Annotated in this window: 19 protein-coding genes; 3 read left to right on the top strand and 16 right to left on the bottom strand. The window is 63.1% G+C overall.

Going from position 1 to position 22,394, the window contains the following annotated elements:
- Positions 1–63: 63 nt before the first annotated feature.
- From JQ609_RS15025 to JQ609_RS14990, 8 genes are all read right to left on the bottom strand, one after another.
- On the bottom strand, positions 64–1,860 hold the full coding sequence (locus tag JQ609_RS15025) for an ABC transporter substrate-binding protein (RefSeq protein WP_212273970.1): 1,797 nt from the start codon (positions 1,858–1,860) through the stop codon (positions 64–66).
- A 74-nt stretch (positions 1,861–1,934) separates the two neighbouring features.
- On the bottom strand, positions 1,935–2,261 hold the full coding sequence (locus tag JQ609_RS15020) for a DUF2160 domain-containing protein (RefSeq protein WP_212273969.1): 327 nt from the start codon (positions 2,259–2,261) through the stop codon (positions 1,935–1,937).
- 9 nt (positions 2,262–2,270) lie between these two features.
- On the bottom strand, positions 2,271–3,077 hold the full coding sequence (locus JQ609_RS15015) for a carbohydrate ABC transporter permease (RefSeq protein ID WP_212273968.1): 807 nt from the start codon (positions 3,075–3,077) through the stop codon (positions 2,271–2,273).
- Positions 3,077–3,979, bottom strand: a complete 903-nt coding sequence (locus JQ609_RS15010) for a carbohydrate ABC transporter permease (RefSeq protein ID WP_212209213.1) — start codon at positions 3,977–3,979, stop codon at positions 3,077–3,079. The genes JQ609_RS15015 and JQ609_RS15010 overlap by 1 nt, the downstream gene beginning before the upstream one ends.
- Positions 3,979–5,064, bottom strand: coding sequence for an ABC transporter ATP-binding protein (locus JQ609_RS15005; protein ID WP_212273967.1), 1,086 nt, complete (start codon positions 5,062–5,064; stop codon positions 3,979–3,981). The genes JQ609_RS15010 and JQ609_RS15005 overlap by 1 nt, the downstream gene beginning before the upstream one ends.
- A 12-nt stretch (positions 5,065–5,076) precedes the next feature.
- Positions 5,077–6,162 (bottom strand): ABC transporter ATP-binding protein, encoded by a 1,086-nt coding sequence (locus tag JQ609_RS15000; protein ID WP_212273966.1) that lies wholly within the window; start codon positions 6,160–6,162, stop codon positions 5,077–5,079.
- Positions 6,159–7,700 carry a glycerol-3-phosphate dehydrogenase gene (gene glpD / locus JQ609_RS14995; RefSeq protein WP_212273965.1) on the bottom strand — a complete coding sequence of 514 codons (1,542 nt, stop codon included), beginning with the start codon at positions 7,698–7,700 and terminating at the stop codon, positions 6,159–6,161. Before glpD ends, JQ609_RS15000 begins: the two co-directional genes overlap by 4 nt.
- 219 nt (positions 7,701–7,919) lie before the next feature.
- Positions 7,920–8,237 (bottom strand): helix-turn-helix domain-containing protein, encoded by a 318-nt coding sequence (locus JQ609_RS14990; RefSeq protein ID WP_212273964.1) that lies wholly within the window; start codon positions 8,235–8,237, stop codon positions 7,920–7,922.
- Between the two features lie 101 nt (positions 8,238–8,338).
- Between JQ609_RS14990 and JQ609_RS14985 the strand changes: the two genes are divergently transcribed.
- Positions 8,339–9,046 carry a glutathione S-transferase family protein gene (locus JQ609_RS14985; protein ID WP_212209208.1) on the top strand — a complete coding sequence of 236 codons (708 nt, stop codon included), beginning with the start codon at positions 8,339–8,341 and terminating at the stop codon, positions 9,044–9,046.
- 70 nt (positions 9,047–9,116) lie between these two features.
- Here JQ609_RS14985 and JQ609_RS14980 read toward each other — a convergent pair whose 3' ends face one another.
- Entirely contained in the window at positions 9,117–9,500 is a 384-nt protein-coding gene (locus tag JQ609_RS14980) for a RidA family protein (RefSeq protein WP_212273963.1), read from the bottom strand.
- Positions 9,501–9,673: 173 nt separating this feature from the next.
- A complete protein-coding gene (locus tag JQ609_RS14975; protein WP_212209204.1) occupies positions 9,674–10,504 on the bottom strand; it encodes a DeoR/GlpR family DNA-binding transcription regulator in 831 nt (276 codons plus the stop codon).
- Between the two features lie 238 nt (positions 10,505–10,742).
- Between JQ609_RS14975 and JQ609_RS14970 the strand changes: the two genes are divergently transcribed.
- On the top strand, positions 10,743–11,885 hold the full coding sequence (locus JQ609_RS14970; RefSeq protein WP_212273962.1) for a hypothetical protein: 1,143 nt from the start codon (positions 10,743–10,745) through the stop codon (positions 11,883–11,885).
- Between the two features lie 48 nt (positions 11,886–11,933).
- Here JQ609_RS14970 and JQ609_RS14965 read toward each other — a convergent pair whose 3' ends face one another.
- Positions 11,934–14,663, bottom strand: coding sequence for a bifunctional diguanylate cyclase/phosphodiesterase (locus tag JQ609_RS14965; RefSeq protein WP_212273961.1), 2,730 nt, complete (start codon positions 14,661–14,663; stop codon positions 11,934–11,936).
- Positions 14,664–14,898: 235 nt separating this feature from the next.
- Positions 14,899–15,090 carry a hypothetical protein gene (locus tag JQ609_RS14960; protein ID WP_212273960.1) on the bottom strand — a complete coding sequence of 64 codons (192 nt, stop codon included), beginning with the start codon at positions 15,088–15,090 and terminating at the stop codon, positions 14,899–14,901.
- Positions 15,091–15,335: 245 nt separating this feature from the next.
- Here JQ609_RS14960 and JQ609_RS14955 point away from each other — a divergent pair, with 245 nt between their 5' ends.
- Positions 15,336–15,770 (top strand): BA14K family protein, encoded by a 435-nt coding sequence (locus JQ609_RS14955; protein ID WP_212209200.1) that lies wholly within the window; start codon positions 15,336–15,338, stop codon positions 15,768–15,770.
- A 3-nt stretch (positions 15,771–15,773) separates the two neighbouring features.
- Here the strand turns inward: JQ609_RS14955 and JQ609_RS14950 are convergent, their stop codons facing one another.
- Genes JQ609_RS14950 through JQ609_RS14935 form a run of 4 tightly spaced genes read right to left on the bottom strand, consistent with a single transcriptional unit; the run spans position 15,774 to position 21,845 of the window.
- On the bottom strand, positions 15,774–16,199 hold the full coding sequence (locus JQ609_RS14950) for an acyl-CoA thioesterase (protein ID WP_212209199.1): 426 nt from the start codon (positions 16,197–16,199) through the stop codon (positions 15,774–15,776).
- Positions 16,196–18,292 (bottom strand): 3-hydroxyacyl-CoA dehydrogenase NAD-binding domain-containing protein, encoded by a 2,097-nt coding sequence (locus JQ609_RS14945; RefSeq protein WP_212273959.1) that lies wholly within the window; start codon positions 18,290–18,292, stop codon positions 16,196–16,198. The genes JQ609_RS14950 and JQ609_RS14945 overlap by 4 nt, the downstream gene beginning before the upstream one ends.
- Positions 18,293–18,294: 2 nt before the next feature.
- On the bottom strand, positions 18,295–19,578 hold the full coding sequence (locus JQ609_RS14940) for an acetyl-CoA C-acetyltransferase (RefSeq protein WP_212273958.1): 1,284 nt from the start codon (positions 19,576–19,578) through the stop codon (positions 18,295–18,297).
- Entirely contained in the window at positions 19,578–21,845 is a 2,268-nt protein-coding gene (locus JQ609_RS14935) for an acyl-CoA dehydrogenase (protein WP_212273957.1), read from the bottom strand. The genes JQ609_RS14940 and JQ609_RS14935 overlap by 1 nt, the downstream gene beginning before the upstream one ends.
- Positions 21,846–22,394: the final 549 nt, after the last annotated feature.

Below are 22,394 nucleotides of genomic sequence, written 5' to 3'. Positions count from 1 at the left end.
ACAAGAAAAAAGGCCGGGATCGCTCCCGGCCTCTAGTTTTTGCATCACTCGTAATCGCGAGGCTTACTTGGCTTCTGCCCGCTTCGGCGGTGTTGCCGGCCACGACTTCACCAGCGTGTCGTAGTCGACGGTTTCGCCCTTCGGCTTCTCGTTCGCCAGCTTGCGCTGCGGAGCGACGTTGCCGTCCTTCTCCGACTTGGCGAACCAGAACTCCGCGGTCTCCTTCTTGTTCAGCTTCGGTCCGCAGGCGCCCTGCACGTTGGATTTCTCCAGGCGCTCGAGCACGGAGTCCTGGGCTGCCGCCAGGGCGTCCATCGCGGCTTGCGGCGTCTTCGCACCGGACGATGCATCGCCGATGTTCTGCCACCACAATTGCGCGAGCTTCGGATAATCAGGCACGTTGTTGCCGGTCGGGGTCCACTGCACGCGCGCGGGCGAGCGGTAGAACTCGATCAGGCCGCCGAGCTTCGGCGCACGCTCGGTGAACGACTTGTCCCAGATGTCGGATTCACGAATGAACGTGAGACCGACATGGCTCTTTTTCAGGCTCACCGTCTTGGAGGTGATGAACTGCAGATAGAGCCAGGCCGCCTTGCGGCGGTCCGCCGGGGTCGACTTCAGGAGCGTCGCCGAGCCGGCGTCCTGGTAGCCGAGCTTCATGCCTTCCTTCCAGTACGAGCCGTGCGGCGACGGCGCCATACGCCACTTCGGCGACCCGTCGGCGTTCACGACGGCAATACCGGGCTTCACCATGTCGGCGGTGAAAGCGGTGTACCAGAAGATCTGCTGGGCGATGTTGCCTTGCGCCGGTACCGGTCCGGCTTCGCCGAAGGTCATGCCTTGCGCCTGCGGCGGGGCATACTTCTTCATCCAGTCGAGATATTTGGCGATCGAATAGACTGCCGCCGGACCGTTGGTGTCACCGCCGCGCTCGACGGATGAACCGACCGGACGGCAGCCTTCCATGCGGATGCCCCATTCGTCGACCGGCTTGCCGTTCGGAATACCCTTGTCGCCGTTGCCGGCCATCGACAGCCAGGCATCGGTGAACCGCCAGCCGAGCGAGGGATCCTTCTTGCCGTAGTCCATGTGACCATAGACCTTGGTGCCGTTGATCTCCTTGATGTCGTTGGTGAAGAACTCGGCGATGTCTTCATAGGCCGACCAGTTCACGGGAACGCCGAGTTCGTAGCCATACTTGGCCTTGAACTTGGCCTTGTAGTCGGGATTGGAGAACCAGTCGTAACGGAACCAATAGAGGTTCGCGAACTGCTGGACGGGCAGCTGATAGAGCTTGCCGTCCGGTCCCGTGGTGAAGGATTTTCCGATGAAGTCGTTGACGTCGAGATTGGGATTGGTGACGTCCTTGCCTTCGCCGGTCATGTAATCCGACAGCACGACCGTCTGGTTGTAGCGGAAGTGGGTGCCGATCAGGTCCGAGTCGTTGATCCAGCCGTCATAGACGTTCTTGCCGGACTGCATCTGGGTCTGCAGCTTCTCGACCACGTCACCTTCCTGGATCAAATCGTGTTTGAGCTTGATGCCGGTGATCTCGGTGAAGGCCTTCGCCAGGGTCTTGGATTCATATTCATGCGTGGTGATGGTTTCCGACACCACGTTGATTTCCATCCCCTTGAAGGGCTGGGCGGCCTTTTCAAACCACTGCAGTTCCTTCAGCTGGTCGGCCTTCGACAGCGTCGAGGGTTGGAATTCGCTGTCGATCCAGCGCTGATTGACCGCATCGTCCGCGCGAGCAGGTGCGGCGATCGTCACGGAAGCCGCGATCAGCGCAGCCGCGCTGGTCATCGTCAGAAAGCTCTCCTTGGTCAATGGGCCGTTCCTTCCTCTAAAACGTCGCATGTTGAGTCCTCCGGTTGCAGCGACAAACAATTTTCAGGCCCGGGTTGATCCCGGATCTGTCTTTTTTCGCTTCATCAGACGGTGCGGAAAACCACCACGGCCGAAACAAGCGAAATCACGGCAGCGAGCCACAGGCTCGATATTTCAACGCCCTCTCCGATCGGCAGCGTCGCGATCGCATCGGTGCCGACAAAGGCGATCCACAACAGGTGGATGACCGCGGCGAGTACCAGCGAGATGAACAGCCGGTCGCCGCGCGTGGTCGGAATGCGCAGCACGCCGACGCGCTCGGCCTCCGGATACGCCGCCGCAAGCCAGGTCATGACACCGAGCGTCAGCGACAGCATCACGAAGAAGATCGCGGTCGGAAGCGTCCAGGCCATCCATGCGATGTGTTCCATGAATACCCCCTACACCCGTCCGAGCGCAAAACCGCGCGCGATGTAGTTGCGGACGAACCAGATCACCAGCGCGCCGGGGATGATGGTGAGCACGCCGGCGGCCGCCAACAGGCCCCAATCCATGCCGGCGGCCGAGACCGTTCGGGTCATGATCGCCGAGATCGGCTTGGCGTTCACCGACGTCAGCGTGCGCGCCAGCAGCAGTTCGACCCAGGAGAACATGAAGCAGAAGAAGGCCGCGACGCCGATGCCGCTCGCGATCAAGGGCACCAGGATCTTGACGAAGAAGCGCGGGAACGAGTAACCGTCGAGGAACGCCGTCTCATCGATCTCGCGTGGCACGCCCGAGACGAACCCTTCGAGGATCCAGACCGCGAGCGGGACGTTGAAGATGCAATGCGCCAGCGCCACTGCCCACGGCGTATCGAACAGATTGATCGCCGAATAGAGATTGAAGAACGGCAGCGCATAGACCGCCGCCGGCGCCATCCGGTTCGACAGCAGCCAGAAGAACAGGTGCTTGTCGCCGAGAAAACGGTAGCGCGAAAAGCCGTAGGCCGCCGGCAGCGCCACCGCGATCGAGATCACGGTGTTGATCAGGACATAGGTCAGCGAGTTGATGTAGCCGGAATACCAGCTCTCGTCGGTGAAGATGCGCCTGTAGTTTTCCAGCGTCGGCTGGTGCGGCCACAGCGTCATGGTGGAGACGATCTCGGCATTGGTCTTGAAGCTCATGTTGACGAGCCAGTAGATCGGCAACAGCAGGAAGATCAGGAAGGTGATGAGGATGACGCGGCGTCCGGGAATCGAATGCATCATTCAGCTCCCTGTTTGACCGGGCGCTCGGCCCCGGCGTTTGTCATCACGGTATAGAACACCCAGCACACGATCAGGATGATGAGGTTGTAGACCAGCGAGAGTGCGGCGGCCTTGCCGAGGTCGAATTGGCCGAGCGCGATCTTGACCAGTTCGATCGAGACGAAGGTGGTCGAGTTGCCGGGACCGCCGCCGGTCACCACGAACGGCTCGGTGTAGATCATGAAACTGTCCATGAAGCGAAGCAGCACCGCGATCAAGAGCACGCGGTTCATCTTCGGCAACTGGATCGCCGTGAACACCGCCCAGCGCGAGGCGCCGTCGATCTGCGCCGCCTGGTAATAGGCGTCGGGGATCGACTTCAGTCCGGCGTAGCACAACAGTGCGACCAGGCTGGTCCAGTGCCAGACATCCATCACGATGACGGTGGCCCAGGCGTCGAACTCGTTGGAGACGTAGTTGTAGTTGATGCCGAGGCTGTTCAGCGTGTAGCCGAGCAGGCCGATGTCGGGCCGTCCGAAGATCTGCCAGATGGTGCCGACCACATTCCACGGAATCAATAGCGGCAGCGCCAGGATCACGAGGCAGGCGGCGACGCTCCAGCCGTCGCGCGGCATCGACAGCGCGACCACGATCCCGAGCGGCACCTCGATCGCAAGAATGATGACCGAGAACAGCAGATTGCGGCCGAGCGAGGCCAGGAACCGTCCACCGAGATCGGTCGATGGATCGAGCAGTTCCTTGAACCAGCCGACGCCGTTCCAGAAGAACTGGTTGTTGCCGAAGGTGTCCTGCATCGAATAGTTCACCACCGTCATCAGCGGCAGGATCGCGGAGAATGCGACCACCAGAAACACCGGCAGCACCAGGAACCAGGCTTTTTGGTTGATCGTCTTGTCCATCAGGCTGTCCCCTCTACCAGACGGCTGTCGGCATAGACGTGAACATGCGACGGATTGAAAACCAGTCCGGCGGTTTCGCCGGAGACCGAAAACCCCGGCGGCACGCGCGCGGCGAACTTGGCGTCGCCGATCCGCACGCGCGCGAAGCGGACACGGCCGAGATCGTCGATGCGATCAATATTGGCGGACAGCAATCCCGGCGCGGGTGCCGCGACGTCGACGAATTCCGGACGCACGCCGACTTCGATCTTCGCGCCCGGCGGCAGCTTGTCATAGCTGCGGTTCAGCGCGACCGGATGGCCGCTGATCCGGGCCTCGCGGCCCCTCACCTCGGCCGGCACGATGTTCATGCCGGGCGAGCCGATGAAGTAACCGACGAAGGTATGCGCGGGCTTGTCGAACAGCTCGGCCGGCGTGCCGCTCTGCACCACCCTGCCGTCATGCATCACGACCACCGTATCGGCAAAGGTCAGCGCCTCGGTCTGGTCATGGGTGACGTAGATCATCGTGAGGTCGAGGTCGCGATGCAGCGCCTTGAGTTTGGAGCGCAACTGCCACTTCAATTCGGGATCGATCACCGTCAGCGGCTCGTCGAACAGGATCGCGGCAACGTCTGATCGCACCAGGCCGCGGCCGAGCGAGATCTTCTGCTTGGCATCGGCGGTCAGCCGCGTTGCCTTGCGATCGAGATGCGGCGTGAGGTCGAGCAGATCGGCGATCTGCTTCACGCGCGCGTCGATTTCGGCTTTCGGGACGCCGCGGTTCTTCAAGGGGAATGCGAGGTTCTGCCCGACCGTCATGGTGTCGTAGATCACCGGAAACTGGAACACCTGCGCGATATTGCGCTTCTGGGTTGACAGCGGTGTGATATCGGCGCCGTCGAACAGTATCTGGCCGCGCGACGGCGTCACGATCCCGGAAATCAGGTTGAGCAGCGTGGTCTTGCCGCAGCCGGATGGCCCGAGCAGCGCATAGGCGCCGCCCTGCCGCCAGGTCATCGTCACCGGCTTCAGCGCAAATGATTCGGGCGCGGCGTCATTGCCGCCGTAGGAATGTGCGAGATCGACGAGGTCAATGCGGGCCATACGGCATCTCCCTCACGCGTTGTCTTGTTTCGGCGCCGCGACCAGGCGGTCGGCGGCGTCAAACACGAAGAGATTGTCAGGGTCGAGCACGGCGTCGAGCACGTGGCCCGGCTCGAACTCATGGACGCCCTGCAGCACCGCGACCCAGTTCGACGCATCGCGATTGAGATGCACGAAGCTTTCCGAGCCGGTGATCTCGGTCACGGTGACGGTGGCCTGAAACGCGTGGCGGCCGGCGATGCCGCTCGCGACTTCGAGCTGATGGGCGCGGAAGCCGACGCGATAGGACCCATCGGCGAGCGACGCATAGAGCCCGCTGGCCGGCGCCTGGATGCCGCCGGCATATTGCACCGCGCCATTTTTCTTTTCGATGCCGACGATGTTGAGTGGCGGATCTGAAAATACCTGCGCCACGCGGAGCGTATCGGGATGCCGATAAACCTTCGGCGTATCGCCGGCCTGCAGGACCTGGCCCTCCCACATGCAGACCGTGCGGCCGCCAAGCAGCAGCGCTTCGGAGGGCTCGGTGGTCGCATAGACGAAGATCGCGCCCGATGCCTCGAAGATGCGCGGCAATTCGGTGCGCAGTTCCTCGCGCAGCTTGTAATCGAGATTGGCGAGCGGCTCGTCGAGCAGCACGAGATCGGCGCCCTTGACCAGCGCGCGCGCGATCGCGGTGCGCTGCTGCTGACCGCCGGACAGTTGCAAAGGCGTACGGTGCAAATACGGCTCGAGCTTGAGCAGGCGCGACGCCTCCTGCACGCGCTTCTCGATTTCCGCGCGCGGCTTGCCCTGCACCCGCAACGGCGAGGCGATGTTCTCATAGACCGTCAGCGAGGGATAATTGATGAATTGCTGATAGACCATCGCGACCGAACGCTTGCGCACGTCGAATCCGGTGACATCGTTGCCGTCGACCAGCACGCGGCCTGATCCCGGCTTGTCGAGCCCGGCGAGCAGCCGCATGATCGAGGTCTTGCCGGAAAGCGTCGGCCCGAGCAGTACGCTCAGCGTGCCGCGCTCAAGCGTCAACGACACATCGCGGATGGTCGCAATGCCGTCGACGGTTCGCGTGACGTGTTCAAGCGTGACGCTCATGTCCGTCCTCCCGCTTCACGCAGGGGGCGTTCACCGGACGCGCGATGGGCGGCCATCCATTCATCGAGGACGGCGATTTCGCCCGCGGACAGCCGCAATCCGAGCTTGGAGCGGCGCCACGCGACGTCTTCGGCGGTGCAGGCCCATTCGGCCGACATCAGGTACCTGACTTCGCTCTCCGTCAAGGTCGCGCCAAAGGACTGGCCGAGATCGGCCGCCGATTTCGCGTTGCCAAGCACCTTGCTGGCGCGGGTGCCATAGGCATGCGCCAACCGCTTGGCATGTGCGGGAATGAGGAACGGATAGTCCCGCGTCAGTTCCGCCGTCAGCGCCGCGATTGCGGAAACATCCATGTCGCCGCCGGGCAGCGCGGCCTTGCCGGTCCAGCCTTCCTTCTTTGAACTGCGCAAGTAGGGCGCCAGCCGTTCCAGCGCTTCTTCGGCCAGCCGCCGATAGGTCGTGATCTTGCCGCCATAGATCGACAGCAGCGGCGCGCCGCCGGGCGTATCGAGTTCGAAGACGTAATCGCGGGTCGCAGCCTTGGCTTCGCTGGCGCCGTCGTCATAGAGCGGACGCACGCCCGAATAAGTCCAGACCACGTCCTCCGGCTTCACCGGCTTTGCCAGATATTCGCTGGCGGAGGAACAGAGATAGGCGATCTCTTCGGTGGAGGCTTTCACCTTGGCCGGGTCGCCGTCGTAATCGCGATCGGTGGTGCCGATCAGCGTGAAATCGTCCTGATAGGGAATGACGAAGATGATGCGGCCGTCGGCGTTCTGGAAAATATAGGCGCGGTCGTGGTCGTAGAGCTTGCGCACCACGATGTGCGAGCCCTGCACCAGGCGAACCTTTGCGCGCGCATTGACGCCCGATCCCGACGACAGCACCTGTTCGACCCAGGGCCCGCCGGCATTGACCAGCGCACGCGCCTGGATCGTGGTGCGTGTGCCGCTTTGCGTATCCTCGACCGTGACGTGCCAGACGCCATCGACCTGCGTAATCTCGACCGCCCGCGCGCGCGTGCGGATCTCGGCGCCGCGATCGGCCGCGTCCCGCGCCGTGAGCACGACCAGGCGCGCGTCATCGACAAAACAGTCGGAGTACTCAAAACCTTTGCTGTAGCGGTTGGCGATCAAGGGTTTTCCGACCTCGTCATGCGCGAGATCGACCGAACGTGTCGGCGGCAGCAGATGACGGCCGCCGATGTGGTCGTACAGGAACAACCCTAGCCTCAGCAGCCATGCCGGCCGCAACCCCGAATGGTGCGGCAAAACGAAACGCAGCGGGCGGATGATGTGGGGCGCGATCTGCCAGAGGATTTCTCGTTCGATCAGCGCCTCGCGGACCAAACGAAACTCGTAATATTCGAGATAGCGCAGCCCGCCATGCACCAGCTTGGTCGACCAGGACGACGTCCCACTCGCCAAGTCGTTCATTTCACAAAGGAAAACGGAATTGCCCCGGCCCACCGCATCGCGCGCGATGCCGCAGCCGTTGATGCCGCCTCCGATAATGGCGAGGTCGAATATCCGATCCAACAGACGCTTCCCCGGCGATCGCCCCTTCACTTCGGCGATTTAACTTTCGGATCGGAGTTAATCACAAAGAAAAACGAAAGCAAGATGAAAACGGGAACTGGGGCGTTTTGCCCAACTTCATCGTTCGAGACGAACGCAAGGGCGCCCCGCCAGAGCCTCACTCAAAATGCAGCCGATGAAGAAGACAGGGGCTTCGTAGCTAAACTCGTGATGCCCGGCCTAGGCCGTCGTCCTCCGTCCCTCCCACCAGGCCCCCAAGGCATCGATCAGCGGCACCAGTTCGAGACCGGCCTCGGTGAGATCGTAGTCGACGCGGAGCGGGTAGCCGTCGTGGGCGGTGCGCCGCACGATCCCGGCGTCCTGCAACTTACGCAGCTCCAGCGCCAGCATTCGGTGCGACACCGTCGGATTGTCGCGCCTGAGATCGCTGAACCTTTTGGTGCCATCCTTGAGATAATAGAGCAGCAGCGTGGGCCAGCGCCCGCTGAGCACCCGCATGGTCTCTTCGATGGGGCAGCGTGAGACAGCGTCTTTCATGAGCCGGACCTGGTTACAGAATAGTGCGTAATTTACATGGGGCCGCCATCGCCTATGTACCAGTGCGCTGCGCAGCACACCTCAATCACGGAAAGAAAACGATGGAACCAATTCTGCTTTACGGCTTCCCGGCGGGAAGCTCGATGGGGCTCGTCGCTGCCTTTGAACGCGTCGGCCAACCTTACCACCTCTGCCGCGTCGACATGCTCGCCGACATGAAGAACGACAGCTATGCCCGCATCAACGGCCGTCAGGAAACGCCCGTGCTCATCACCGGCGAAGGCCGCTTGCTGACCGAGACGATGGCCATCGCCGCATGGCTCGAGGCCCGCGACATCGAACGCCGCATCAGCTTCGACCCGCACTCACCCGAAGCCGACCGCATGCACCAGCTGACGGCCTTCGTGAATACCGGCTTCACCGCCGCCTTCACCCCGCTGTGGGCGGCGTTCGAGATGGCTTCTGCCGAACCCGCGCTGCTGGCGACCTTGCGCGACTTCGGCCGCCAGGCCGTAGCCAAACGTCACGATCAGCTGGAAGCGATGATCGGCGACACCGACTTTCTCGTCGGCGATCGCCTGACGCTGGCGGATACCACGCTGATCGGCGTGGCGCGCTGGGCGGAATTCCATCAGGCCATCGACGGTGCTGCCTATCCCAGGCTGGCCGCGTTGCGCCACCGGATCGAAGCGGATGCGGACGTGCGTTACGCCCAGGCCATCGAGGACGGCGAAACGCCCGCCGGTTCGGGCGCCTGCCTCGGGCAAATCCCACTGGAGAAAATCATCAAGCGCTTCGGCGCCAGCTAGCGCATCCGCGTGACGGTCGAGGCCGTCTCCGCCACCGGCTCATCGATATCGGGGCCGGCTTGTCCATCGCCTAGCCCGCGGCGACGGCCTCGATTTCGAGCAGCCATGCCTCGTCGAAGATTCCGGCGATGACGACGGTCAGCGCTGTTTCCCGGCTGCCAAGGACCTCGCTTCGCACCGCGCGATTGATCATGGTGTAACGCCGATCCGCGAGGTAGGTCCGGTGCATGACCAGATTGTCGAGCGTCATGCTGGCGGCCTTGAGCTGCGCCTCGACGTTGCTCCAGGCGAGCCTGCACTGCGCTTCAAAGCCCTCGGGCACCGTGCCGTCAGCCGCGGCCGGGATTTGGCCGCTCACAAAAAGCATCCTGGTGTGACCGGCGACCTCAAGCGCCTGGCTATAACCAGTCGTCGGCACGAGGGCCGCTTCGGAATTGATGCATCGGATTTGCATTCGGTTCTCCTTTTTCCTGAGAGAACCTCGTGCACCGGTCGATCCAGCACAAACCATTTTTCCTGCACTGCTGGATTAGATTTTCTATTCCAAGTCAGAATTGTCGTGAAAGCCCCGGACGATGCCGGGGCCTTTTCATGCTGGAACGAAGTGAAGGTTAGTACTTTCCGCGTCTAGCGCAGCCGCGTGACCGTCAATGCCGTCTCTGCCACCGGCTCATCGATATCGGGCGCCGGCTTGTCCATCGCCTCGACCACCTCGATGCCGCGGGTATGGCAGATGTTGGCGAGGCCGGCGGGAAGCGCGGCGTCGGTCACGAAGGTCTGGATCTGGCTGAGATGGGCGATGCGCACCGGCGCGCTGCGCCTGAGCTTGGTCGAGTCGGCGACCAGCATCACGCTGCGCGCGTTCGCGATGATCGCCTGCGCGGCCTGCACTTCGCGGTAGTCGAAATCCAGCAGCGCTCCCTCCTCGTCGATCGCGGAGGCGCCGATGATGGCGTAGTCGACCTTGAACTGGCCGATCAGGCTGATCGCGGTCGAACCGATCACCGCGCCGTCGGCGCGGCGCACCGCCCCGCCCGCCACGATCACCTCGATGCGCGGATGGCGATACAGCAGCATCGCGACGTTGAGGTTGTTGGTGATGACGAGCAGGTCCTCATGCGAGGTCAGCGCGCTGGCGACTTCTTCGGTCGTGGTGCCGATATTGATGAACAGCGAGCAGCCGTTCGGAATCCGCGAGGCGGCGGCAATGCCGATTGCCCGCTTCTCCTCGGCGGCGACGAAGCGGCGCGCTTCATAGGCGAGGTTCTCGACGCCGGAGGCGATGATGGCGCCGCCATGGATCCGCGTCAGCGAGCGCTGGTCGCAGAGATCGTTGAGGTCCTTGCGGATGGTCTGAGCCGAAACCTCGAAACGCTTGGCGAGATCCTCCACCATCACCCGGCCAAAGGCGCGGGCGATGTTGAGAATTTCAGTCTGGCGGTTGGACAGTCCGGCCACGGGTGGCACCTCAGGGGAAAACGTTTCTTATCGTGCGGTGGTTTGTGGTTCCGGTCAACGCGGCGCGCCCGAACCTCATGGTTACCATCTGTTTAAATGGCGTGCGAGAGGCATCATAAGCCCATTGGGATTGCGCCAGCCGCATTTTACCGGTGCGATTTTGCCGTTCTTAACGGTTTTGTGATTGCATTGCCGTCGCTGGCCCGGAAAACGGGCCAGATATCGGAAAATCGCTGCGATGCGGGTCGATCGAATCTGGGAATTCCTCCAGCGGTTGAGCCCGCTGACGCGCAGCTGCCTGCTCACCGAGCTGGAGCGGCTGGAGGCGTGCGGCGTCGACATGCCGGGCACCGCAGACCTGCAGGCCAGGCTGCGGGCCGAACTGCGCCCGGACGGACCGAACGAAGCTCCAACGCCATCCAAATATTTCTTCGCGCCGCTGGAGCCGCTGGTCGTCGCGGGTGCGCCGGAGCATGCCAATACGGGCCGGATTGCGCGGAGTTCACTCGTTCCGATCTGGGAATGGATCAACCGCGATCTGCTGCCGATCATGGCCCGCGACTACGAAGACCAGATGAAGGGGTTTATCGCCTCCAACCGCCCGCGCGACGCGCAGCAGGCGGCAACGATCTTCCAGACCAAGGTCGCAAAATCGCTGGAGGGAAACCTGGCTTCGGCCGATGGCGCGGAGCGCGCACGCACAAAGCTTGCCGCCTACACGGCTTCGCCGTCGGTCTATAGCGACCTCGTCAAGATCATGGGCGCGCTGCGCGCACGCGAGGCGCTGGCAGGATTCGGCAAAGCCTTGCCGGAAAAGATTCCCAAATTCAACGACGCGCAGGTCGACAAGGTCACGGCGCTGCTGGATGCATTCCGCAAAAAGGATCCCGGCGCGGTGCCGTTTGCGCTGGCGCTGGTTGCTGGACGTCTCAAGACGCCCCGCGAGTTGCTCCGTCTTGCCACCAAACCCGCGCGCAGCCGGCGCGCAACCGACGTCGCAGCGACGCCCTATGCGATATCCTTCTCGATGGTGCTTGACCAGATCGACGACAAACGCATCGCCTTGCGCGTTGCCCTGAAGAAAAACCGTGTCGTCGACGCGCGCGACATCCTGGCCGACATCGACAAGACAGAAGCAGCGGTGCAGGCCGCCATCCGCGAACTCGCCGCCTCCGAGTGGGGCGCGCGGCTGCGCGACATCAGGAGCGCGATCGTGGCCGATGTGGAGACTGAAGTGAGCCGGTTTCCCGATGAAGTCGGCCACATCCTGCAACTGCGCGGCGCGCGCGGCAATGGATTGTTGTCCGGCCTGGCCTGGAAGGGCCGCGATGCGATCAGCGATAGCGCCGCATTCTGCAAGCGGCTGATCGGTCAGAGCTGAACGCGGCTCCGGCGCTCTTTCCCGCGCGGCCCGCGAGACGCCTTTGAGTTATGTCGCAGTGCGGATGTGGCCGGCTGCATCGCTGCGGCCCAGCAGATTGGCATAAACTTCGATCCGGCGCGGACGCCCGACCAGATAGCCCTGCATTTCATCGCATCCCTCTGATATCAGCGTCCTGAGCTGATCATTGGTCTCGACGCCTTCCGCCAGCACCGGCAGTCCAAGCCCGTGTGCGAGACCAATGACGGCGCGAACGATCGCCAGCGATCGATCGGTGCGGCCAAGACTGGCGATAAAGGACCGGTCGATCTTGATCCGGTCGAGCGGGAAGCTTTGCAGATAGGACAGCGAGGAATATCCGGTTCCGAAATCGTCCAGTGCAATGCTGACGCCCAGCCTCTTGAGGCCTTTCAGCATCAGCGTCGCACGTGCAACGTTCTCGATCAGCACGCCCTCGGTAATTTCGAGTTCGAGACGCGCCGGCGAGATACCGGTTTCGCGCAGAACATCGCCTACCATTTGCTGCAGATTGCCGCGGCGGAATTGAATCGCCGAGACGTTGACGGCGACCTGCAGCGGCGCCTTCCAGCACGCGGCTTCGCGGCATGCCTCCCGCAAGACCCACTCCCCAACCTCGACGATCAGATCGGTTTCCTCGGCGATCGGGACGAACTCCGCGGGCGGAACCAGGCCGCGTTGCGGATGCATCCAGCGCACCAGCGCTTCAAATCCGATGATCTCGCCCCTGGCATGCCGCTGCGGCTGATACTCCAGATAGAGCTCGCCATTTGCCACGGCCGATTTCAGATCGTGTTCCAGCGCCCTGCGGTCGCGCAACTGCTGATCCATCGTGGCGGTGAAGAAACGTATCGCGCCGCGGCCTTCGTGCTTGGCACGATAGAGCGCCGCATCGGCGTTAGCGAACAACGACCGCGCATCATGGCCGTCGCGGGGATAGACCGCGATCCCGATGCTGAGATCAAGCTCGAAGGAATGGCCGTCGATCTCGATATCCTGGTCCAGTGCACCGCGCAGCCGGTCGGCAAGCAGCTCCGCACTCGACGGCAGCGGGTCCTGTTCGGTGATCGCGATGAATTCGTCGCCGCCGATCCGCGCCAGGAAAGCGCCCTGTGACGCCATCTGCAGACGCCGCGAAGCTTCGCGCAGCGCCGCGTCGCCCATCGAATGCCCGAACAGATCGTTGATCTGCTTGAAGCGGTCAAAATCGATGCATAGGACCGCGAAGCTTCCGCTGCGTTCCCGGGCCGCGTCGAGCACCTTCGAAAAATGACCATCCAGCGCGGCACGGTTCGGCAGATCCGTCAGTGCGTCATGCCAGGCCAGATGCAGGATCCGTTGTTCCGCGCGCTTGCGATCGGTCATGTCGAACGCCACCGCAACGCAGGCATCGCGGCCGTTGTAGCGCAGCGGACGCGCCTCGATCGCCACCTCGATTATTCTTCCATCGGCCGTGACGTGACGGCGGGTATCATGCGCCGTCTGCATGCCCTGATGCTGGCGGAACTCGTCGCGAACCTTCCTGATGTCCTCGGGAATACGCAGATTCTCGACGTTCATCGACAGCATCTGCTCGCGCGAGTAGCCGTAGTGCCGGCAGGTCGCGGCATTGACGGCCAGAAGCTCAAGCGTATTGACGTCGGCCACCCACATGGGAAGCGGATTTTCCTCGAACAACAGGCGGAACGAGGCTTCGCGACGCCTCAGATCGGTGATGTCTTCGTGTGTCGCCACCCAGCCGCGATCCGGCATCGGCCGGTGGCAAATTCGGACAACGCGGCCATTGGCCAGTTCGACAACCGAGTCGTGCTGCTCCGCGTTGACGACGAGCTGATCGCGCCACGCGAGGTATTCCTCCTCGGTCATCGCGGGATGGCTTCCCGCCTCGAAGCGCAGATGGACGATCTCTCTGAGCGAGATACCAGGTTTGACGCTGTCCGGCGGCAAATCGTACATGTCGACATAGCGGCGGTTACACACAATGAGCCGCTGCGCACCGTCGAAGAAGCAAAGCCCTTGCGACATGTTGTTGAGCGCCGAATCGAAACGGTCGGCGATCTCGCGCGCATTGGCTTGTTCCGTAAGGGCCGCCAGCTCGGCGCTTCGCGCCCGTTCGCCTTCGACGGCGAGGTCCGCGCGCGAGGCGACGAGATTCACCAGGTCGGCGTAGTTGGTGTTGATCATCCGGATCAACAACACCACCAGCATGCAAAGATTGATGCCGATGCAAACGTGCAGTGCTTCACCCGAGATCAGCAACCGCAGCGAGATCGGGACCGCCGAAATCAGCAGCGTGAGCCGGGCGGCGCTCGGGAAACTTCCGAGGCAGTAGGCGCTTCCGACCGACCCCAGAAAGACCAGCAGCGCCAATGGCGCGCGTGAGTCCGCCTCGACGTTGTCGAACAGCACCAGGGTCCAGACCGCGAAGACGGCGTTGAGCGCGGACGCCAGGATGCGGGTCTTGAACAGATGCTTGAGCGCCTGTTCGGCCGTCGGCACCACCTTCCGCAGCTTGATCCAGTAGATCATCCTGATCACGCTGACGAGCAGCAGCGCACCGGGCACACCGAAGCGGAACCAGAGCGGCAGCGAGGCCGGCAAGACGTAGGAGACGCTGACGCTCTCGACGATCAGCACGGCATAGAGGATGGGAATTTGGCTCGTCAGAATGCGGAACTGCTCGATCAGCAACGCACCGCCCGCCGGCGTCGCGGCGCTGCCGATGTAAAACCACCGTCGAAGATGCCTGCGAATATTCATCAGGGCGCCATACCGATTGGTCGGCAAGGCTAGCTGCGGGAAGGAAATTGCGCGTAAAAAACCTTGGTAAAGGGTGAGCTTAAAATCGTCGGAAATCAGCGCAGTTCCAAGGCGCTGCGGTGTCCGTCAGGCGGTGAACCTGGTCGGTACTAATACGGACCGGAAATACCGAATCTATGCCGCCGGCCTTGCAGCCGTTCTGAGCATCATCGTCCCACGACGACGGACGGCTGCTTCACGCGGCCAGCGTCAGATCGCCGATGGCAAGACGCCTCGCCGCGCGCTCGGCTTCGCGGGCATTGCGGAACAGCTGGCCTTCCAGCTGGTCGAAACGACGAGAGGCCGCGAAGAAGTGGTACCCGCCGGGGCCACGCACGACGATCCCGGCGGTCTGCGAACCGACTTCGATAATGTAGGTATCCGACATATTTTCCAGCCTCGATGGCATTCCGCGCAAATAACGGAGCGCCTGCCGAAATGTTCCTCAGCCCGGAAGGCGCGCCCACACGGAAACGTCATCGACGATTGTCTGGCGAATCAGCGCCCGGCAAGGCCGGTGCAATACGGATTCGTGGGAAAAACGGCCCCTCCGCAGGCTTGACCTGCGACAAAGCCACCGCCAGTGTTCCCCGCGAATCCAGTGATTTGCGACAAACAGGCCGGAGAACGGACATGGTATCGAAATTGGCGGTTACGACGCTTCTGGCCCTCGCGATTTGCGCACCGGTCCAGCAGGCCGTGGCGCAGGATGCGATCGGCGGCGCGATCGTCGGTGGCGTGCTTGGCGGTGTCGTCGGCGGCGCCCTCGGTGGACGCGGCGGTGCGGCGGCAGGCGCCATCATCGGCGCCGGCACGGGAGCTGCGATTGCATCCCAGGGCGAGCCGCGCCCGGGCGGCTACCGCTATTACAACAACGGCTGCTATGTGGAGCAGCCCGGCGGCTGGGTCGCCGTTTCGCCGCGTTATTGCGGCATGGAAGCGCAATACGTCGCGCCGCCGCCGCAGCAGTATTATGACGATACGCCGCGCTGCATGCGCTCGCGGAGCTATGATCCGCGCCGCGGCACGTTCATCGGCCGTGACGGCTACGAGCGTCCCTGCCCGTAAGACTCAAGTCGAGATTGGAGCCCCCTCACGCTTGATGGCTTGAGGGTGGCCCTGCTCATCGATCGAGACGTAGGTAAAATTGCCGTCGGTCACCAGGATCGACTGCCGGTCCTCGCGGCGCAGCGACCAAGCCTCGAGATGGACCGTGATCGAGGTCCGGCCGATCCGGACCAGATTGGCGTGCACCGAGACGAGGTCGCCGACATAGACGGCCTTGCGAAAATTCATCGCATCGATTGCAACCGTGACGGTGCGGGAATTCGCAATCTTGGAAGCGAACACGCCGCCGCCGATATCCATCTGGCTGAGCAGCCAGCCGCCAAAGATGTCGCCGTTGGCGTTGGTGTCGGCCGGCATCGCCAGCGTGCGGATGCAGAGATCGCCGCGCGGTTCGGTTTCGGTGCTCAGCGGGGCATGCGTCTCGGTCACTTGAAATTCTCCCAGCCGGCATCGGGCGTGAACCTGCCGCCGAATTTTTCGGTGAGCGCGCGCAGGGTCGCGACCACATTGTCCACGCCGCGGGTGCGGGCATAATTCAGCGGGCCGCCGCGGAACGGCGCATAACCGGTGCCGAAGATGACGGCGCCGTCGACCACATCGGCATTGTCGACGATGCCCTCGTGCAGGCAGGCGACGCAGACATTTGACATCGGCAGCATCAACCGATCGATCATTTCCGCCGATGGCTCCGTCGTGGAAGGCGCGGCCGACGACGTGTCCGCCTTGCCGTCCTTCCAGACGTAAAATCCCTTGCCGGACTTGCGGCCGAGTTCGCCCTTGGCGACCTTTTCGCGCAGCCACGCAGGCGTCGGCGGCAGGGCGTCGCCGAATTTCGAGCGCAGCATGTCGCCGACATCGAGGCAGATATCGAGGCCAACCTGGTCGGCGAGCTCGATCGGGCCCATCGGCATGCCGAATTTTTTCGCCGCAGCGTCGATGACGGATTTGTCGATCTTCTCGTCGAGCATCACCATCGCTTCGAGCATGTAGGGGGTCAGCGCGCGGTTGACGAGGAAGCCCGGCGAAGACTTGACCGGCAGCGGCAGGCGGTCGATGGCGCCGACGAACGCCAGCGCCTCCTTCAGGAGTTGCGCATCGGTGCCGTCGTGGCTGACCACTTCGACGAGTTGCAACCGTGATACCGGGTTGAAGAAATGCAGGCCGAGCAGCCGCTCCGGCTTTTGCAGACTGGTGCGCAGATCCTGCAACGGTATGCTCGACGTGTTGGTGGCAAGGATCGCGCCGGGCTTCATGATGGGCTCGAGCCCGGCATAAACCTTCTGCTTCAGCGCCAGCTTTTCCGGCACCGCCTCGATGATGAGATCGGCGCTGCGGACACCCTCGCCGCCCATGTCGGGCATCAATCGATCCAGCGCATCGCGCACGCTAGTGCGCTTGCGCAGGATCTTGCCGAACAAGTCAGACGCGCGCTTGATCGCGCCGGCGATCGGTTCGGGCTTCATGTCTGCCAGCGTCACCCGCATATCCTGACCTGCACACCAGGCCGCGATATCGCCGCCCATCGCACCGGCGCCGATGACATGAACGTGGTTGATCTTGTTGCCGTTGCCGGCGAGCTTCTTCATCTGCTCGCGCAGGAAGAACACCCGGATCAGGTTCTGCGCTGTCGGCGTCACCATCAATTTGGCGAACGAGGCCTGCTCCGCGCGGAGCATGCCGTACTTGTCGCCGCCGTACCGTTCCCACAAATCGATCAGCGCATAGGGCGCGGGGTAATGTTCCTGCGGTGCCGCCTTGGCCGCCTCGCCGCGCATCCGCGAGGCGAGGAGTTTGCGCACCGGCTCCCAGTTCAGGACCGAGGTGAGCACGCCGGGTGCAGCGCGCTTCAGCCGCCCGAACACGGCATCCTTCACCGCGCTGCGGACGTGCCGCTCCTGCGTCACCGCGTCGACCAGACCCAGCGATTTGGCCTTGCGGGCGTCGATGGTCTTGCCGGTCAGCATCAATGGCATCGACTGCATCGGATTGACGAGCTGCGTGAAACGCACGGTGCCGCCGAGACCGGGATGCAGGCCGAGCATCACCTCGGGAAAGCCGAAGCGCGCATCATCGATCGCGATCCGCATCTGGCAGGCCAGCGCAACCTCCAGGCCACCGCCGAGACAGAAGCCGTGGATCACGGCCACTGTCGGCAAGCGCAGCGCCTCGAGCCGGTCGATCACCTTATGCGCCCGGCCGATTTCGGTCTCGACGGCCAACACATCGCTTGCGCCGCGAAACGCGTTGACATCAGCGCCGGCGATGAAGCCGGATGTTTTCGCAGAGCGGATCACGAGGCCCGCAGGCCGTGCGCTTTCCAGCTCGCCAATCACCTTGTTGAGCTCTTCGATCAGATCAGCCGACAGCGTGTTGGCGCTGGCGCCTTCGCGGTCGAACAGCAGCCAGGCGATGCCATCGGAGTCGCGGGTCAGCTTGAAATTTTTGTACGACCCGCCCGCATCGGGTGTCGGCCCGAGTTCGAGCACGCGATCGCCGAGAACGTCCATGATCCTTGATTCCATGATCACACCGTCTCTATCAGCATCGCGCCGCCCTGCCCGCCGCCGATACATTCGGTGGCGATGCCGCGCCGTGTACCCAACCGCTTCATGGCATTGACGAGATGCAGCACGATGCGGTTGCCGCTGCAGCCGACGGGATGGCCGAGGCTGATCGCGCCGCCATCGACATTCATTTTGGTCTGGTCGATGGCACCGGCCGCACCATCGAGGCCCAGAATCTCCCTGCAGAACTTTTCGTCGTTCCAGGCTGCAAGACAGCCCAGCACCTGGGTCGCAAAGGCCTCGTTCAATTCCCAGGTTTCGATATCGCCGAGCGTCAACTCGTTGCGCTTCAACAGTTCAGTCGCCGACAGCACCGGACCGAGGCCCATGATCGAGGGATCCAGCGCCGACCATTGGCTGTCGAGGATGACGGCCTTCGGCGTCAGGCCATGTTTGGCAACGGCTTTCTCGGAAGCGAGGATCACCCAGGACGCGCCGTCGGTGATCTGCGAGGAATTGCCGGCGGTGACCTTGCCCCAGGGCCGTTCGAACACCGGCTTCAGTTTTGCCAATGTCTCGGCCGTGGAATCCGGCCGCACGCCGTCGTCATGGTCATAGAATTTGCCGTCGCGGGCAAAGGCGGTTTCGACCTCGCCCTTCAGCCAGCCCTGGCTCTGGGCATTGGCGAGCCGCTTGTGGCTCTCGGCGGCATAGGCATCGGATTGCGCGCGGGTGATGCCGAAGAGATGCCCGACCACCTCGGCGGTCTGGCCCATGTTGAGGTCGGTGATGGGATCCGTCAGCCCGCGTTCGAGGCCGATGATCGGTTTGAAATAAGACGGCCGCACCTTGAGCGCGGCCATGATCCTGGCGCCGATACCCCGGGCACCGGCAAGGCCGGCGAACCAGCGCACGCCCTGTTGCGGCCACACCAGCGGCGCGTGGCTCAGCGCCTCGGCTCCGCCGGCCAGGATCAGGTCGGAGACGCCCTCGCGGATGTAGCGGTAGCCCGTGTCGATCGACTGCATGCCGGAGCCGCAATTGATCTGCACGGTGAAGGCGACCATTTTTTCGCCCATGCCGAGCCGCAGCGCTGCGACCCGCGCCGGGTTCATCTCGTCGGCAATGACGTTGACGCAGCCCAAAATCACCTGATCGAAGGCGGTGGGCGCAAAGGGCTGCCGGGCCAATAGCGGCCGGCCGCATTGCACCGCGAGATCGACCGGGGTGAAGGGACCGGGACCGGAACGCGCTTTCAGGAACGGCGTCCGGCTGCCGTCGACAATAAAAACCGGTCGCGCCATCAGCTCGCCGCCCTCTGCTCACCCAATTCCTGGAAGAATTGATGCACGTCGGCGGCTTTCCTGTAAATCGGCGACAGCGCCTCCGGCGCAAAATCGTCGACCTCGATCACTTTTGCGACAGCTTCATGCGCAGCCGCGAGCTTTTCGCCCTCGGACTGGGTGATCACGCCCTTTTGCACCGCCTCTTTCCAGTCATGCAGCCGCGCGGCGTGTAGTTGCTTCGCGGCGCCCTCTGCGGCCGTCACCAGCAGGAACGCCTTTTCCAGCCTGGCAACGCCGCGGTCGTCATCGACATGTGACAAATCCGCCGTCAGCCGGTCACGCGCCGCCGATGGCGACAACACCAGCTGTGCACAGAGATGGACGACCCGGTCTGATGGCCCGACCACCCGCGCCCCGAACGGCTGGATCAGGAATTTCAGGATGATTGCGACGAAGCGATTGGGCAGATTATTGAGGATTTCGGCAAAGCGGTTTTCGATGGTCTTGAAGCCGCTCGCCATGCACCATTCCAGTGCGGCGAAATCGGCTTGCTGGCGGCCTTCGTCCTGCCAGCGCTTCAGCGCGGCCGAAAGCAGATAGAGTTCGGAGAGGATATCGCCGAACCGGGCCGAGAGCATTTCCTTGCGCTTGAGCGCACCGCCCAGGGTCAGCAGTGCCATGTCGGCGCAGAGCGCGAACGCCGACGCGTAGCGCGAGAGCTGGCGATAGAATTTGGTCGCATCGCCTGCGTCCGGCGCCGGCGCGAACATGCCACCGGTCCAGTTTCGACCCCAGGCGCGGAACATGGCCTTGAAGCTATGGCCGACGTGACTCCAGAACGCCTTGTCGAAAGCATCCAGCCCCTTGGCGCGGTCTTGCTCGCCGAGCGCGTTCATCTCGTCGAGCAGATAGGGATGGGCGCGGATCGCGCCCTGCCCGAACACGATCAGATTGCGAGTCAGGATGTTGGCGCCCTCGACGGTGATGCCGACCGGCACCGAGCGATAGAGATGGCCCAAATAATTCTGCGGGCCGTCGATGACCGCCTTGCCGCCATGAATGTCCATCGCGTCGTCGATCGCGATCCGCATCCGTTCGGTGGCGTGCAGCTTCATGATGCCGGAAATGACCGCGGGATGATGACCCTGGTTGAGCGCCGCACAGGTCAGCCGCCGCGCGGCGTCGAGCAAATAGGCCGTGCCGGCGATGCGCGCCAGCGGCTCCTCGATGCCTTCGAATTTTGAGATGGAGATGCCGAACTGTTCGCGGATGCGGGCATAGGCGCCGGAGGTGCGCGCGGCATAGGCGGCGCCCGCGGCCGACAGTGACGGCAGCGAGATGCCGCGGCCGGCGGCGAGCGCCGTCATCAGCATTTTCCAGCCCTGGCCGAGCCGCTCCTGGCCGCCGATGATGAAGTCCATCGGGATAAAGACATCGCGGCCCCAGTTCGGGCCGTTCTGGAACACCTGCATCGCCGGCAGATGGCGCTTGCCGATTTCGACGCCCGGAAGATGCGTCGGGATCAGCGCCACGGTGATGCCAAGCTCTTCCTTTGAGCCCACCAGATGATCGGGGTCGTAGGCCTTGAAGGCGAGGCCGAGCAGCGTCGCGACCGGGCCGAGCGTGATATAGCGCTTGTGCCAGTTAAGGCGCAGCCCCAGCACTTCGCGGTCTTCGAACTGACCCTTGCAGATGATGCCCGTGTCGATCATCGAGGCGGCGTCGGAGCCGGCTTCCGGACTGGTCAGTCCGAAGCAGGGAATGTCGCGGCCATCGGCCAGCCGCGGCAGCCATTGCAGCTGCTGTTCTTTTGTGCCGAAGCGCATCAAGAGTTCGCCGGGCCCAAGCGAGTTCGGCACCATCACGGTGACGGCGGCGGTGAGCGAACGCGATGAGAGTTTGCGCACCACTTCGGAATGCGCGTAGGGCGAGAAGCCGAGGCCGCCATACTCTTTGGGAATGATCATGCCGAAGAATTTGTGGCGCTTGATGAAGGCCCACGCCTCCGGCGGCAGGTCGCGCCATTCCCAATTGATCTTCCAGTCGTCGAGCATGGCGCAGAGTTCATCGACCGGACCGTGCAGGAAGGCTTCTTCCTCCGCCGTCAGCGTCGCCGGCGCGTAGCCAAGCAATTTCGACCAGTCGGGATTGCCGGTGAAGAGATCGGCGTCCCACCAGACGTCGCCGGCCTCCAGCGCCTCGCGCTCGGTGTCGGACATCGACGGCAACACGCCGCGGGCCCAGGAGAAAATCGGCTTGGTGATGAAATCGCGGCGGAAGCTCATGGCGGTCCTCATGGATCGGCGGCGCGGAAGGCTATTTTAGCGGATGATGCGGGGTTTGGGTGAACACTTCGCCTTGAAAATAGGGCGAAATTGACGCGGACGGGCGGCGGGAGATAACGGCTGTGGGGCGTGTCAGTTCCGGGAGTCTGATTGTGTACCGCTGGCCTTCTTGATCCCTCCCACACTGCCACCCCATACTAGCTGTCATCACCCGCGCAGGCGGTGATCCAGTACGCCGCGGCCTCTCGGTGTAGCATCGACGTCTCTGGGATACTGGGTCACCCGCCTGCGCGGGTGACGACACTGGATGTGTGTCTTCGTTCTCGCGACGCATTGCGCCCGAAGCTTTGCAAATCGCTTCGCCCTTCAACTCAGAGGGCGCAGGGAATGCCGGATGCGCGCTGCACCCGCGGTCTCGTGTGCGATTGTGCTAAGAAAGCTGCACACGAGCATACAGGGCAGCGGAGAGCATCCGACATTCCCTGCGCAATGGCTTTACGGCTTATGACGCGCTCTCCCCGGTGAGACGGCCTCTATTGCCACCGTCGC

The sequence above is a fragment of the Bradyrhizobium sp. AUGA SZCCT0169 genome (assembly GCF_018130085.1).
In the GTDB taxonomy this organism is placed as follows: domain Bacteria; phylum Pseudomonadota; class Alphaproteobacteria; order Rhizobiales; family Xanthobacteraceae; genus Bradyrhizobium.
This window is presented reverse-complemented; position numbering and strand designations above follow the sequence as displayed.